Raw genomic sequence first — 15,001 nt, forward strand, 5'->3', positions numbered from 1 at the left:
GAGACCATGACCGAATACAGCCGCGATTTCTGGCACGACCGCGCCAGCCGCCTGCAACTGCGCACCCGCCATTTCATCGACGGGGCCTATGTGGCCTCGGCCGATGGCCGCACGTTCCAGACCATCAATCCGGCCAATGGCCAGCCCTTAGCCGATGTCGCCCGTGGCGGTCAGGCCGAGATCGACCGCGCCGTCGCCGTCGCCCGCAAGACCTTCCGTTCCGGCGTCTGGTCGCGCATGGCCCCGCGCGACCGTCTGGGGGTGCTGGAAAAATTCTCGGCCCTGATCGCCGCGAATGCCGAGGAATTCGCCCTGCTCGACAGTCTCGACATGGGCAAGCCCGTGTCGGACATGCTGAATATCGACGTGCCCGGCTCCGTCATGTCGCTGAAATATTTTGCCGAAACCGCCGACAAGATCGAAGGCACGGTGACCGCCACCGACCCGAGCGCCCTGCATTACATCCTGCGCCAACCCTTGGGCGTCGTCGGCATCATCACGCCCTGGAACTATCCGCTGATGATGGCAGCTTGGAAGCTGGGCCCGGCACTGGTCACCGGCAACTCGGTCGTGCTGAAACCGGCCGAGCAATCGCCGCTGTCCGCCGGTCTGCTGGCCGAGTTGTTCATCGAGGCCGGCGGCCCCTCGGGCGTGCTGAACGTCGTCCACGGTCTGGGCGAGGAGGCGGGCAAGGCGCTGGCCCTGCACATGGATGTCGACAAGATCGCCTTCACCGGCTCGACCGAGGTCGGCAAGCTTCTGATGATCTATGCCGGGCAGTCGAACATGAAGCGCGTCACCACCGAATGCGGCGGCAAGACCCCGCAGATCGTGCTGGGCGATTGGGACGATCTGGATACCGTCGCCACCTATGCGGTCAACGGCATCTATGGCAACCAAGGCGAGGTCTGCAACGCCGGTTCCCGCATTCTGGTCCAGCGCAACCTGCATGACGCCTTCGTCGAGAAATTCACCGAGATCACCCGCAAGAACTTCGTGCTGGGCGACCCCTTGGACCCGGCCACGACCATGGGTCCGCTGGTCACCGCCGAGCATCGCGACCGCGTCATGTCCTATATCACCGAGGGCCGGAGCGAGGGCGCGCAACTGGCCTTTGGCGGCGGTCGCCCGGATCATCTGTCAGCCGGTGCCTTTGTCGAACCGACGCTGTTCACCGGCGTCAATGGCGGCATGACCATCGCGCGCGAGGAAATCTTTGGCCCGGTCGCGACCATCCTGCCGGTGGACGGGCTGGATGATGCCTTGGCACTGGCAAATGACTCGATCTATGGGCTGGCGGCCTCGGTCTGGACCCGCGACCTGAACAAGGCCCACCGCTTCGCGCAGGACATGGAGGCCGGGGTCTGCTGGGTCAATTGCTTCGACCACGGCGACATGACCTCGATCTGGGGCGGTTACAAGCAGACCGGCAATGGCCGCGACAAATGTCTTGAGGCGCTGACCCAATATACCCAGACCAAATCCGTCTGGATCAATCTGGGCTAAGGGCTGCGGGCCGCCGCTATCCGGCGACGGCCCGTCCCGTTCAGGCCGCCTTTTCGACCGGCAGCCGGATCAGGTGGTCAAAGGCCGCAAGCGAGGCCTTGGCCCCCTCGCCCATGGCGATGACGATCTGCTTGTAGGGCACGGTGGTGCAATCGCCCGCCGCGAACACGCCCGGCAAGGATGTCGCGCCATGCGCATCGGTGACGATCTCGCCGCGCGGCGACAGGGTCAGCGTGCCTTTCAGCCATTCGGTATTCGGAACCAGCCCGATCTGAACAAAGATCCCCTCCAGCGGCAGCTCGACCAGCTCTCCGTTGGCGCGGTTTTCATAGGCCAGGCCGGTGACGCGGCTGCCGTCGCCCTTGACCTCGGTGGTGCGGGCCTGGGTCAGGATGCTGACATTGGGCAGGCTGCGCAGCTTGCGTTGCAGCACCTCATCGGCGCGCAGATGCTTGTCGAATTCGATCAGCGTGACATGGGCGACCAGCCCGGCCAGATCGATCGCCGCCTCGACCCCGGAATTGCCGCCGCCGATCACCGCGATGCGCTTGCCCTTGAACAGCGGCCCGTCGCAATGCGGGCAGAAGGCCACACCCTTGTTCAGGTATTGCTCCTCGCCCGGCACGCCCATCCGCCGCCAGCGCGCGCCCGTCGACAGGATCACCGAGGCCGCCGTCAGCGCCGCCCCCGAGGCCAGCGTCACCCGGAACCCGCCCGCGACCTCTTCCAGCTTGGTCGCGGTCTGGGCGTTCATGATCTCGACCGCATATTCGCGGACATGGGTTTCCAGCGCGGTCGCCAGCTTCGGACCTTCGGTATGGGGAACCGAGATCAGGTTCTCGATGGTCATGGTGTCCAGCACCTGCCCGCCAAAGCGTTCCGCGACGACCCCGGTGCGGATGCCCTTGCGCGCCGAATAGACCGCCGCCGCCGCACCGGCCGGGCCGCCGCCGACCACCAGAACGTCAAAGGGCGCCTGCGCGCTGATCGCTTCGGCGGCGCGGGTGGCGGCACCGGTGTCGATCTTGGCAAGGATTTCCTCGGGCCCCATGCGGCCCGCGCCAAAGGGCTGGCCGTTCAGGAAAATCGTCGGAACCGACATGATCTGCCGCGCCTCGACCTCGGACTGGAACAGCGCGCCGTCGATGGCGACATGCTCGATGCCGGGATTCAGCACCGCCATCAGGTTCAGCGCCTGCACCACGTCGGGGCAGTTCTGGCAGGACAGCGAATAATAGGTCTCGAACCGGAAGCTGCCCGGCAGCGCCTTGATCTGGTCCAGCAGCGCCTGTTCGGCCTTGGGCGGATGGCCCCCCACCTGCAGCAGCGCCAGCACCAGCGAGGTGAACTCATGCCCCATCGGCAACCCGGCAAAGCCCAGCCGGATGTCGTGACCGGGCGAGGTCAGCATGAAGGACGGCTTGCGCGCGTCGCCCTCGCCGCGGGTCACGCTGATCTTGTCGGAAAGGCTGCGGATGTCGTCCAGCAGCGCCAGCATCTCGCGCGATTTCGCGCTGTCATCGGCAAAGGCCGTGATCTGGACCGGGCGAACCAGCCGTTCCAGATAGGCCTTGAGCTGGGTTTTCATATTGGCGTCAAGCATGGGACATCCTTTCCGATAGAGGTGTCGGGCCGGGTTTCCCCGGCCCGAGGGGCATCAGATCTTGCCGACCAGATCCAGCGACGGGGCCAGCGTTTCTTCGCCCTCTTGCCACTTGGCGGGGCAGACCTCGCCCGGATGGCTGCGGACATATTGCGCGGCCTTGATCTTGCGCAGCAGGTCGGTGGCGTCACGGCCGATGCCCTCGGCGGTGATCTCCATGGCCTGAATGATGCCATCGGGGTCGACGATGAAGGTGGCGCGGTCAGCCAGACCCTCTTCTTCGCGCATCACGTCGAAATTGCGGGTGACGAAGCCGACCGGGTCGCCGATCATGGTGTATTCGATCTTGCCGATCGTGTCCGAGCTGTCATGCCACGCCTTGTGGGTGAAATGCGTGTCGGTCGAGACCGAATAGACCTCGACGCCAAGGCGCTGCAGCTCGGCGTAATTGTCGGCCACATCGCCCAGTTCGGTCGGGCAGACGAAGGTGAAATCGGCGGGGTAGAAGAAGAACACCGCCCATTTGCCCAGCACGTCGGCTTCGGTGACTTCGATGAACTTGCCCTGCTTGAAGGCCTGCGCCTTGAAGGGACGGATCTTGGTGTTGATAAGCGCCATCTGCTTTGCCTCTTTTGGTGATGGCCGCAGGGTTAGTGGCGCGGGCGGGGGATGTAAAACAGTTAGGAACCGGCGATTTTCGCCCCCAAAAGCGCGTGTTTTAGGCCCCCGGCGCGAGAGGATTGATTTTTCGGGGAAAGCACGTAATTTTCTGCAAAGGCAAGGCGTTGCGCCCTCGCAGCTGCACGGTTTCGGCATGGCGGCCTTGCGCATAGGTCATGGCAGGACGCGCCTTCGCGCTGTCCCGGCCCCCGCACCACAACTGTCGCGAAAAGTCAAAAATTCATCGCAATATGTCATTTGTGCTTCGGGATTTGTGCCATGCATATGTGTTCAGGGCGCCAAACGGGCAGCGGGCCAGTCCCGGCAAGCAGGAGGCAGGCCGCACGGGACATCCGCGCGACAACGGACAGGCCGCCCGATGGCATCCGCCCTGATCAGGAATGTCCCGTACAGGGATGGGGAGGATATATTGAGCAAACCTTGGATCCGGGCCTATGGCGACGCCATCCCGCATGAGATCGTGACCGACAGCCAGGCTTCGGTCGTGGCGCTGCTTGATCAGGCCGCACAGACCTATGGCGACCTGCCCGCGCTGGAATGTTTCGGCCAGACCATGACCTATGCGGAAGTCGACGGTCAGGGCCGCGCCTTTGCCGCATGGCTGCAGCACAAGCTGGGCGTCCAGCCGGGCGAGCGTATCGCGCTGATGTGCCCCAATATCTTTGCCTTCCCGATCGCCATGTACGGGATCATCCGCGCCGGTGCGGTGCAGGTGAACGTCAACCCGCTATATACCCCGCGCGAATTGCTGCATCAGCTGAACGATGCCGGGGTCCAGACCATCGTCATCTATGGCGGCGCGACCCCGACTTTGGCCGAGATCCTCGACCAGACCCAGATCCGCAACATCGTCACCGTCAATCCGGGCGACGGGGCCGGGCTGGACCTGCCCTCGCCGCCCATCGATCCGCGCATCACCGCCATCCGCTTTGCCGATGCGCTGGCCCAAGGCGCAGCGCTGCGCCTTGATCCGGTGGCGCTCGCCTCGGGCGACAACCTGTTCCTGCAATATACTGGCGGCACGACCGGCCTGTCCAAGGGCGCGATCCTGACCCATGGCAACCTTGTCGCCAATACCCGGCAGTTCCGCGCGATCCTGCCCGAAGCCTGCGATCCGGGCCGCGAGGTGCTGGTGCTGGCGCTGCCGCTTTACCACATCTTCGGGCTGATGCAGCTTTTGACCTTTACGGCCATCGGGGCCAAGGCGGTGCTGATCCCCAATCCCCGCGACGGCGACCGCTTCATCGACGCGATCCGGCATGCGAAATTCTCGGTCATTCCGGGGGTCAACACGCTGTTTCAGGCGCTGATGGCCCATCCCCGCTTCAATGAGATCGACCTTTCGGGCTACAAGGTGGCGATCGGCGGCGGCGCGGCGGTGATCCCGGCAACCTCCGAGCAATGGAAGGCGCTGACCGGCCATCACATCAAAGAGGCCTATGGCCTCTCGGAAACCTCGCCGCTGCTCTGCATCAACCCGATGAGCGTCACCGATTTCACCGGCAGCTGCGGCCTGCCCGTGCCCTCAAGCGAGGTGATGCTGCTGGACGATGCCGGTCAACCCGCCGCCCCCGGTTCCGCCGGAGAGATCTGCTGCCGCGGCCCGCAAGTGACCAAGGGCTACTGGAACCGCGATGCCGACAGCGCCGCCTCGTTCACGCCCGACGGCTTCTTCCGCACCGGCGATATCGGCTATTTCACCGAGGCCGGGTTCCTCAAGATCATCGACCGCAAGAAGGACATGGTGCTGGTCTCGGGCTTCAACGTCTACCCGAATGAAATCGAGGCCGTGGTGACCGCCTGTCCGGGCATCGCCGAATGCGCCTGCATCGGCGTCCCCGACCCGAAAACCGGCGAGGCCCTGCGCATCTACGCGGTGAAGCTGGCTGGCGCGGAACTGACCGAGGAGCAGGTGATCGCGCATTGCCGCAAGGAGATGACCAGCTACAAGGTCCCGCGCCAGATCGTCTTCCTCGACGCGCTGCCCAAATCGAACGTCGGCAAGATCCTGCGCCGCGAATTGCGCGACCGCGCCTAAGCTGCCCCGACGCGGGGGCACCCGCGTCTGCCGGGCGGCGCCTCGATGGCGCCCGCCCGGCACGCCTTTCCCAGCGAAACCGCCGCCTGCCTCAGCGCAGACCGTGCGCCATTTCCGGCCGCGCCCTGCCATGACGCAGCGCAGCCACCATCGCCGCGTCCTTCAGCCGATAGGCCAAGGGCGATTGGCCATACCAGCGCTGAAACGCCCGACTGAAGATGCTTTGGTCCGAATAACCCAGCGCAAGCGTCACCTCCATCAACGGCAGCCGCGTCCGGGTGACCAGCGACAGCGCGCGTTCGCGCCGCCAGTCGTCCATCAGGTCGCGAAACCCGCTGCCGTCCTGCTTCAACTGCCGCTGCAGGCTGCGCGGCTCGATCCGCAGCCGCTGCGCCACGCTCTCCAGCGTGCATCTGCCGAACTCCATCTGCCGGGCAATTTCCTTTCGCACGGTCTCGGCAACGCCGCCTCCCAGTTCGTGATGAAGCGTGGTCAGGTAGCGGTCTATAATGGCGTGGTACGCGGTATCGCTGCGCTGGGTTGGCCGATCCAGAACCGCCGCATCGAAATACAACGCATTGCGCTCAGCATTGAAACGCACCGGGCAACCGAAAAAGGCCTCTGCCGCGGCCTGCACCCCGCCCGCCTCGTGCCGAAGGCTGACCTCGATCAGCTTCAGACCGGCATTCCCGGCCTGCTCGATCACGCTGCGCGCCGTGCCCAGAGACGCCAGCATGTATTGCCGGGTATAGGCGGTAGTCGGATGGGTCTCCAGCGTGACGGTGGCGACACCGTCCCTTTCGTCCAAGGCTGCGATCTTCGCGTCGCTGTGGATCACCAGATTGGCGATGATCGTGTTGACCGCACCGCGCAGCGTTCCCTCCATCTTGGTGGCAAGGCCAACGACCCCCAGAATGTTCAGGTGATGATAGTTGGCCAGCCGCAGCCCGAAATCCGGCAGGTTCCAGACCTGAGCGCAATGCTCGAACAGCGCGCAGACGGTTTCAAAGGAAATGCGTTCGTCAGGCTTGCGCAACAGGTCCATCCGCAGCCCCACCGACTGCATAGCTGCGGCCAGATCCGCGCCCTGCCGTTCGGCCAGCTCACGCAGCCCGATCAGGCTGCTTGCCCGAATGAAATAGCGGCCCATCTCTCCTCCCAAAGAACTGACGCCCGGAATCAGATATTTGGGTTTGGGGTTCAGAAACAGCCTTTTGACCGCAAAGTAACTTGACGTCACAGGCCTGACGCCACTGGGCCCATCCGCATATCGCTGTCGTCCCAAGTCAAATTCCAGTCGGTCAAAGCAAAACGCGCAGGCCTCATCCCCCGGATGATGAACTGTCCGCGGGGAGGCGGGCATCAAGGAAAAACAAGGGAGGATACCATGCCGTTCAAGGCCGCCATCAATGGGCAGGACCACCTGTCCGCACTGAACCATCCACGGCCCGGCAAGACGCGGAACGCCCCGCCCTTCCGTGCCTAAGCCCAGTGCGCCTGCGCCGCCACCCGCTGACACCGGGCCCCCAGCGCAAGACCCCCTGAACCATCGGCACGGAACCGCCCTGCATCCGCCCCGGCACAGCCCTGCCGGGCCCTGATGCCTGCCCGCCTGCCCTCATCGCGTGAAAGACCACATGAAGCATTTCCTTATTGGCGCCGCCTGCCTGATCGGGGCCGGCCCTGCCTTGGCCGATGGCATCGACCTGGCCGGCCAGCCCGTCACCCTGCTGTTTCGCGACGGCAACTACGTTGAGCTGGGCTATACCAACTGGGGCCCGTCAATCGCAGGCAAGGACCAGTTCGGCAACCGCACCGGCAAGGCGATGAACAACCTCGGCTTTGCCAATGCCGGGTTCAAGATCGACCTCGACGATCAGTGGTCGGCGGCGGTGATCTTTGACCAGCCCTGGGGCGCCGATACCTTCTATCCCGACGGTGCCTTTGCCTTTGCCGGAACCAGAGCAAATGTCGACACTTCCGAGGTGACCGGCCTGCTGCGCTACAAGATCGACAAGAACTGGAGCGTGCATGGCGGCATCCGGCTCAGCCGCTTCGACGTGGATATCACGCTGGACGGTCGGGCCTTCGGCAATATGGGCTATCATTGGACGGCCGAGGACGACTGGGGCATCGGCTATGTCCTGGGCGGCGCTTATGAGATCCCCGAAAAGGCGATCCGCGTCGCGCTGACCTACAGTTCCAAACTGGATTACAGTCTTGAGGGCCGCGAATCCGCGCCGGGCATGGGCTCACGCGCCACGACGACCGACATCACCATGCCGCGGACGGTCAATCTGGACATGCAGATGGGTCTCAGCCCGACGACGCTGCTGTTTGGCGGCATTCGCTGGGGCGACTGGAAAAGCTGGCGGGTCGCGCCTCCGATGCTGGAGGAGATCACCGGCGGGGGGGCGCTGGTCAACGACGATTCCGACACCTGGCGCTTCAAGGTCGGGCTTGGCCACAAGCTGAGCAAGCAGCTGGCCGTCGCCGCCGAACTTAGCCATGTCCCCGCCGAACATACGCCCAAAGGCTCACTGACGCCCTTCGACGGCTCGACCTCGCTGGCGCTGGGGGCGACCTATACTTTCGAGAACGGCGTTTCCGTGACCGGTGCTGCCGCGCAGTTCTGGCTGCATGATGCCGATGCCCGCGAGGGCGGCGTCTACGCCAATTTCGACGGCAACACGGCGCTGGGGCTGAACGTGAACATCGGCTACAAATTCTGATTGCCACCGCCCGGCCCCCTCACCGGGGCCGGGCCTGCCTTAACGCAGCAACCCGGCCAGCAGCCCGGCCACATGCTGCAAGCCGGCATCCTTGTCGCGCCGCCGATGCCATGCCAGATGCAATGGGAAACCGGCGACCGGGATCGGTGGCGGCAACTCGACCAGATCGCCGACAGCCCGTATGACCCGCGACGGCAGCATCGCGATCATGTCGGACCCCCGCAGCACATCGGCCACCATCCCGAAGCTGGGCAGCACCAGTCCGACGCGACGGCTGCGACCCAGCCGCGCCAGCTCACCGTCCAGCGGGCTGCGCGTCTCGCCCCGGCCCGAGACAAGCACATGCGGATAGGCCAACCAGCGGTCCAGATCGAAGCCCACGGTCGCCGGATGATCGGGGCGCAGCGCGATGCGGTACTCCTCGACCAGCAGTTCCTCGCGCCGGATGTCGTCGCCCTCTTCCGGAAAGACCGAGATGGCGAGATCGCTGCCGCCGTCGATCAGCGCGGCCCGCGCGGCCTCGGCCCCGTGCCAGGGCTGGATCACCAGATCGATGCCCGGCGCGCTGTCGCGCAAACCCGCCACCAGCGGTGCGGCCACGAACAGCGCCGGATAATCGGCCATGGCGATGCGCAGGGTCTGGCGGATCTGGGCCAGCGGCAGATCGGGCGGGTCGACCAGATCGGTGACCCCCGCCAGCAGCGATTTCAGCGGCCCGCGCAGCGTCTCGGCCTTGGCCGTCAGCCGCATCGTGCCGCGCCCGCGCTCCAGCAGCGGATCGCGGAACAGCTGGCGGCAGCGTTGCAGGGCAGCCGACGCCGCAGGCTGCGACAGGCCCAGCCGGTCGGCGCCACGGCTGACATGGGCCTCGTCCAGCAGCGCGTCGAGGATCACCAGCAGGTTCAGGTCAAGGCCACGCAAATTCATATGATGGATAATAGATCAGATTGTTAATCGATTGGAGTAATTTTCTGTCCCCTCGCATCCTTCCCCCCATCCCAAGCTGATGGAGAAGATGATGCCCCGAACCCTTGTCCTGCTGTTTCACCCCGACCTGCGCCGGTCCAAGGCCAATGCCGCCATGGCCGAAGCCGCAGCATCCCTGCCCGACACCACGGTGGTCGATATGGCCGCCGCCTGCCCGGATGGGCTCGACCTTGCCCGAGAGGGCGGACCAGAGACGGCGCGGCTGCTGGGCGCCGACCGGCTGGTGCTGCAATTCCCGGTGCAATGGTATTCCACCCCGCCTTTGCTGAAGGCGTGGCAGGATGCCGTGCTGACCCGGATGTTCTACCTGAACTACGAAACCGAGGGTCGGCGGCTTGAGGGCACGCCGCTGATGATCGCCGCCACCGCCGGAAACACGCCCGAGGCCTATCGCCCCGATGGGCGCAACCTGTTTGCCATGACCGATCTGCTGGCCCCGCTGCGCGCCACAGCGCATCGCTGCGCCCTGCCCTGGGCCGAGCCCTTCGTCCTTTATCGCGCCGACAAGCTGACACCCGATGAGATAAATGCCGCCGCCGCCGCATATGCGGACAGGCTGACCCGCTGGGACACGCCATGCAAATCGCATAGCGATAGCCATCATCCTGATCAGCACGTCACTTTTTGCCACGCAGGATGACGATCTGGCTTTGCAATTCTAACGGGCCGCAAGGAACCCGACCTGATCACGGCGGTCCGGGGATCACCCTTCGGGCCGCACCGTCCCGCGCCAGCACAGGGTCGGCGGCAGCAGGATCGGGGCCTCGGGCAATTCCGTAGAGCCTATACGCAGAAGGATTTCTTCGGCGATGGCGTCGAAGGGATGGGCAAAGGTGGTCAGGTCATAGGCCCCCCATGACGCCTGCGCCACATCGTCAAAGCCGATCACGCTCAGATCGCGCGGGATCTCCATGCGGAACTCGTGTCGGGCGGCGTCGATGACGCCAAAGGCCAGCAGGTCGGTCACGCAGAAGATGCCTTCGGGCCGGTCCGCGCCGGCCAGCAATTCGCGCGCCGCCCGCTGCCCGGTCGCGTAAGCGGTCGGCCCGCCCTGCCAGACCCGCAGCGACAGGCCCGCCGCCTCGGCCTCGCGCCGGAAATGCGCCGCGCGCTGCGCCAAGGCCGGCGTGCCGCTGGCCGAGGTCACCAGCGCGCAGCGCCGCACCCCCGCCCGCAGCAGCATCGAGACCGCATCGCGCATGGCCGGGGCATCGTCGACCCGGATATGGCAGATGCCCGGCAGCGGATCGGCGCGGTTCAGCAGGATCATCCTTTGCCCCGCCGCGACGCAGGCCGCGACCAGATCGGCGGGGGGCGTGCCCGACAGCACCACCGTCGCCACTGCCCGGTAGCTCAGCGCATGTTCCAGCGCCTGATGCACCCCCGCCCCCGGCCCGTCCGCGCCGCCGGTATTGATCACCATCACCATCCGCCTGGCGCGCTGCAGCGCCTGGGTCAGCCGGTCCAGCATCCGGGCATGAAACGGCGCATCCAGCGTCGCCCCGATCAGGCAGACCGGGCGGCTGTCCTGCTTGGAAATCCCCCGTGCCAGATGGTTGACATGGTAGTTCAGCGCCTCGGCCGCGGCCAGCACCCGCGCCCGCGTCTCGGCCGAGACGCTGGCCCCTTCGATAAAGGTCCGCGACACGGCCGAGCGCGACACCCCGGCCAGACGCGCCACCTCGGCGGCCGAGGCCGGGTGGCTTTGCAGGCGGGTGCCGCTCATGCGGCGGGGGCCTCGGGCAGATGCGGCTGGATCATCCGCGCCATGCTTGCCGCCCATTCCGCCGCCTCGATCAGCACCGGTTTCGGCGTCTTGAAACGCAGCGCATCGGGAATGCCGCGCAAACGGCAGATATGACCGATCGCATCCTCCAGCGCCGGAAAGCGCTGCGGCATCTGCAGATGCAGGAACAGCGCCGCCAAGGTGACCGAGCGTGACCGCCCCGCCCGGCAATTCACCAGCAGATTGCCATGCGCCCGCCGGGGATAAGAGGGCTTGTCGGGCATCTTTTGCGCCAGCAGCCCGCACATCTGGTAATAGCCCGCCAGCATCATCGGCACCGGATTGCCCGGCCCATCGACAATGCCCAGCTTGTAATAGCGCACGAAACCCGTGCCCCAGCCAAGCGCGGCACTGTCCGGGCTCACCTCGGTCACGCAGTTGATGTCCAGATTGACCGCGCAATTCAGCACCATCTGGATATTGTGCCGGGCCAGCATCGCGGGATCCGATGCCGCGCGCTTGTCGCCGATATACAGATCGACCCCGGTGCCGATCAGGTTGCGCTCGATCAGGGTGATCGGCTCGCGCAGGGATTTGTCCTCGATCCCGGCAAGGGCAATGTCATCGCTCATGGCTTGCATCCTGTCCGGCGGCACGGGCCGCGCTCAGCATCTGGAAAATGTCGGGATTGGCGGCGGCCAGAACCGGGCCGGGCGCGGCCAGATCGGCCAGATGTCCCGGCCAGTCCCCGACCAGTCCGCCCGCCTCCTCGACCAGCAGCAGCCCGGCCAGACAGTCCCAGCAATGCATCAATGGCTCAAGATAGCCGTCCGAGCGGCCATCGGCGACATGGGCCAGCGACAGCGCGCCCGAGCCCACCCGGCGCACGCTGGCCCCCTGCCCCAGCGCATGGTTCAGGGCCGCCAGATAGCCGGGGATCGGCAGCCGCCGCGACCAGCCCATCTCGATGATGGCCTGATCGGGACGGGCCTCGACGCGGACGGCCAAGGGCGCGCCGTTCAGCGTCGCGCCATGCCCGCGCCGGGCCAGCCAGACCTCGCCGGTCAAGGGCTGCACGATCGCGCCCAGTTCGGCCCGGCCGTCGATGGCAAAGGCGATCGAGACGCAGAAATGCCCCACCCCACGTGCGAAATTCGCGGTGCCGTCGATCGGGTCGATAACCCATGTCAGCGGGCCGGGCGTGCCGCCGCCTTCCTCGCCAAGGATCGCATCCTCGGGCCAACGCGCTGCGATCTCGGCGCGGATCAACGCCTCGACCGCGGCATCGGACTCGGTCAGATAATCCTGCGGTCCCTTCAGGGTGAACTGCCCCTTGGGGCGGCTTTCGAATGCCGCGCGGGCCGCGTCGCCCGCGCGCCGCGCGATCAGGGCCAGCCCGTCGAAGCGCTGCGCGATCTCCTGCCCCGTCGGCATCCGGGGCAGGCTTCCATCCGTCAAATTCATTTCCATCATCTGTCCTGTGGCTTAGCTGGCGCGGTTGATCGCCCAGACATCCTGCCAATCCTGCCGCCGGTTCCAATCGCTTTCCGCCGTGCCCGCGTCATAGGGGGTCATCTGGTCGAAATGGGCCGCGACGCCCGAGGGCTCATCGGCGGGCATCGGGATCGACATATTGCCAGATTGCTTGCCGTCGATGGTCTGGGGGGCGGCGCCTTCCTCGGTCATCACGTAATGGATGAACAGCTTGGCCGCGTTCGGGCTGGGCGCATTGCGGGTGATGAACACGGTCTTTGCCCCCATGAAGCCGGAAAACGGCTGCACGTCCGCGCAAAGGCCCAGCTTCATGCCGTTGTCGTTGTCGCGATATTTCCCGGTGGAAACCAACCCGACGAAATTGTCCTGCATGTCCGGCGCGCCCACCGCCTGCGCGGCATCGCTGTCGCTGTCGGTCAGCAGCGGCTGGTTCAGCGCCAGCGCCGCCACCCATTGCGCCGTCGCCGTGCCGCGCGCGGGGTCCAACGGCTTGCCGAACTGCGCCTGATAGGCGGCGGCCATCGCCGCGTCGTGATGTTCTTCAAGCTGGTTGAACCAGTCGGTATAGCTGGGCTTGCCCATCGGATCCTGCATGGCGACGCGGCCCTTCCATTCCGGCAGGGTCAGTTGCCAGACATTGCCGATCGGGCAGCGGTCGTTCAGCGCGGTGTTGTAGGTCCAGACATCGGCCGAGACATTCATCACCAGCGGCTCCTGCATCGCGGCAGGCACTTTGCCTGCCAGATCCGAGGGCAGGTAGTTTTCGACAAATCCCGGCGCGATCAGTTGCGCCTGCGCCGCCGGCGCGTCCGAGACCGCGATCACGCTGGCCTGCACATTCCCGGCCTGCTGCTCGGCGGTGACGATCTTGATGGTCTGGGTGACCTTGGATTTCGTGCCCGTGGCCTTCAGCCCGTATTTCGCGGCAAAGGCATCGGCCTGTTCGGTGATCTTGCCGGTGGAATCATAGATCACCAGCGGCGGTTCGGATTTCGCGGCGGCCAGCAGCGCGGCCTCGTTGAAGTCCTCGGCAGCAAGGGGCAGCGCGGTGCCGAAAAGCAGCGCGGCCATGACGGAAACAGTTTTCATCGCGTGATCCTGTCAGTTGCGAAAGAGCGAGGTGAAGGCCAGCGGCCTGTCGGCGCGCGGGGTTTGCCCATCGGCCGGGATGCGCTGGCCGGTGGCGTCGAACAGATGCAGCGCCTCGGGGCGCAGCTCGGCATGCAGGCGCTGCCCGGCCCGCCAGGGCGGCGGCTGATGCGTCATCGCATGCAGCAGCGTCGGGCCTTCGACCGAGGCATGCAGCAGCTCCATGATCCAGCCGCCACCCGTCGGCAGCACCGCGCGCAGATCCAGCGCGATGCGACCCGGTCCCGGCTCGGCCATGGGCATGATCCCTTCGGGACGCAGGCCGATCGCCGCGGCACGCGGCAGCGCCGTCCCCAGCAAGCCCGCCAGCGCATCGGCCAGAGCCGTGCCGGTCGCGATCATGTTGATCGGCGGGCTGCCGATGAAGCCCGCGACAAAGCGGTTGGCGGGCTGGCCATAGATCTGATCGGGGCTGCCCACCTGCTGGACCTCGCCGCCATTCATCACCGCGATGCGGGTGGCCAAGGTCATCGCCTCCCACTGGTCATGGGTGACAAAGACGATGGTGGTGCCGAATTCGCGATGCAGGCGGCTCAGTTCCTCGCGCATCTGCAGTCGCAGGGTGGCGTCCAGATTGGACAGCGGCTCATCCAGCAGCAGCACGCCCGGATTGACCGCCAGCGCCCGCGCCAAGGCCACGCGCTGCTGCTGCCCGCCCGAAAGCTGGCCGGGATAGCGCTCGGCCAGCCCGGCAATGCGCAGCCGCTCCATGACACGGACCAGCCGCGCCTCGCGTTCGGCCGTGGGCAGCTTGGCCAGCCGCAACCCGAAGTCGATGTTGCGCGCCACCGTCATATGCGGCCACAGCGCGTAGGACTGGAACACCAGCCCCAGCCCGCGCTTCTCGGCCGGGACGAACAGCCCCCGCGCGGCGCTGTCGACATAGCGCCCGCCAATCGCGATCTCGCCGCCCGAGACCTGCTCCAGCCCGGCGATCATCCGCAGGATGGTGGTCTTGCCGCAGCCCGAGGGGCCCAGCAGGCACATGAAATCGCCATCCTCGACGGTCAGGCTGACGCCGCGCACGACGGCCTCGCCCCGGGCATAGCGCTTGGTCAATTGGCTCAGGTGAATCCCCGGCATGG

General features: G+C 66.0%; 13 protein-coding genes. 4 read left to right on the forward strand and 9 right to left on the reverse strand.

The window, feature by feature from the left end:
* The first annotated feature begins 6 nt into the window (after window positions 1-6).
* Complete coding sequence (locus GL300_RS22195; RefSeq protein ID WP_155041866.1) at window positions 7-1,506, forward strand: aldehyde dehydrogenase; 1,500 nt, start codon at window positions 7-9, stop codon at window positions 1,504-1,506.
* Between the two features lie 40 nt (window positions 1,507-1,546).
* Here the strand turns inward: GL300_RS22195 and ahpF are convergent, their stop codons facing one another.
* Both ahpF and ahpC read right to left on the reverse strand, forming a co-directional pair.
* On the reverse strand, window positions 1,547-3,109 hold the full coding sequence (gene ahpF, locus GL300_RS22200) for an alkyl hydroperoxide reductase subunit F (RefSeq protein WP_155041867.1): 1,563 nt from the start codon (window positions 3,107-3,109) through the stop codon (window positions 1,547-1,549).
* Between the two features lie 54 nt (window positions 3,110-3,163).
* On the reverse strand, window positions 3,164-3,727 hold the full coding sequence (gene ahpC / locus GL300_RS22205) for an alkyl hydroperoxide reductase subunit C (RefSeq protein WP_155041868.1): 564 nt from the start codon (window positions 3,725-3,727) through the stop codon (window positions 3,164-3,166).
* A 472-nt stretch (window positions 3,728-4,199) separates the two neighbouring features.
* On the opposite strand from ahpC, the gene GL300_RS22210 reads away from it, so the two are divergent.
* A complete protein-coding gene (locus GL300_RS22210; RefSeq protein WP_211595342.1) occupies window positions 4,200-5,828 on the forward strand; it encodes an AMP-binding protein in 1,629 nt (542 codons plus the stop codon).
* A gap of 91 nt (window positions 5,829-5,919) precedes the next feature.
* Here the strand turns inward: GL300_RS22210 and GL300_RS22215 are convergent, their stop codons facing one another.
* Window positions 5,920-6,978, reverse strand: a complete 1,059-nt coding sequence (locus tag GL300_RS22215) for an AraC family transcriptional regulator (protein ID WP_170297779.1) — start codon at window positions 6,976-6,978, stop codon at window positions 5,920-5,922.
* A gap of 487 nt (window positions 6,979-7,465) precedes the next feature.
* Here GL300_RS22215 and GL300_RS22220 point away from each other — a divergent pair, with 487 nt between their 5' ends.
* Complete coding sequence (locus GL300_RS22220; RefSeq protein WP_155041871.1) at window positions 7,466-8,560, forward strand: OmpP1/FadL family transporter; 1,095 nt, start codon at window positions 7,466-7,468, stop codon at window positions 8,558-8,560.
* A gap of 39 nt (window positions 8,561-8,599) precedes the next feature.
* Here the strand turns inward: GL300_RS22220 and GL300_RS22225 are convergent, their stop codons facing one another.
* Window positions 8,600-9,487, reverse strand: coding sequence for a LysR family transcriptional regulator (locus GL300_RS22225; RefSeq protein WP_155041872.1), 888 nt, complete (start codon window positions 9,485-9,487; stop codon window positions 8,600-8,602).
* Between the two features lie 91 nt (window positions 9,488-9,578).
* On the opposite strand from GL300_RS22225, the gene GL300_RS22230 reads away from it, so the two are divergent.
* Window positions 9,579-10,187, forward strand: coding sequence for an NAD(P)H-dependent oxidoreductase (locus tag GL300_RS22230; protein ID WP_155041873.1), 609 nt, complete (start codon window positions 9,579-9,581; stop codon window positions 10,185-10,187).
* 63 nt (window positions 10,188-10,250) lie between these two features.
* Here the strand turns inward: GL300_RS22230 and GL300_RS22235 are convergent, their stop codons facing one another.
* The 5 genes from GL300_RS22235 to GL300_RS22255 are packed head-to-tail and all read right to left on the reverse strand — an operon-like array spanning window position 10,251 to window position 14,999.
* Entirely contained in the window at window positions 10,251-11,273 is a 1,023-nt protein-coding gene (locus tag GL300_RS22235; protein WP_155041874.1) for a LacI family DNA-binding transcriptional regulator, read from the reverse strand.
* Window positions 11,270-11,905: a dual specificity protein phosphatase family protein gene (locus tag GL300_RS22240; protein WP_155041875.1), complete on the reverse strand. Its 636-nt coding sequence runs from the start codon at window positions 11,903-11,905 to the stop codon at window positions 11,270-11,272. Before GL300_RS22240 ends, GL300_RS22235 begins: the two co-directional genes overlap by 4 nt.
* Window positions 11,895-12,743 (reverse strand): inositol monophosphatase family protein, encoded by an 849-nt coding sequence (locus GL300_RS22245; protein ID WP_155041876.1) that lies wholly within the window; start codon window positions 12,741-12,743, stop codon window positions 11,895-11,897. The genes GL300_RS22240 and GL300_RS22245 overlap by 11 nt, the downstream gene beginning before the upstream one ends.
* Window positions 12,744-12,758: 15 nt before the next feature.
* Entirely contained in the window at window positions 12,759-13,856 is a 1,098-nt protein-coding gene (locus tag GL300_RS22250) for an ABC transporter substrate-binding protein (protein ID WP_155041877.1), read from the reverse strand.
* A 12-nt stretch (window positions 13,857-13,868) separates the two neighbouring features.
* The gene (locus GL300_RS22255) at window positions 13,869-14,999 is read right to left on the reverse strand and encodes an ABC transporter ATP-binding protein (RefSeq protein ID WP_155041878.1); all 1,131 of its coding nucleotides are present in this window, start codon (window positions 14,997-14,999) and stop codon (window positions 13,869-13,871) included.
* Window positions 15,000-15,001 lie beyond the last annotated feature (2 nt).

Source organism: Paracoccus litorisediminis (assembly GCF_009711205.1).
Lineage (GTDB): Bacteria > Pseudomonadota > Alphaproteobacteria > Rhodobacterales > Rhodobacteraceae > Paracoccus > Paracoccus litorisediminis.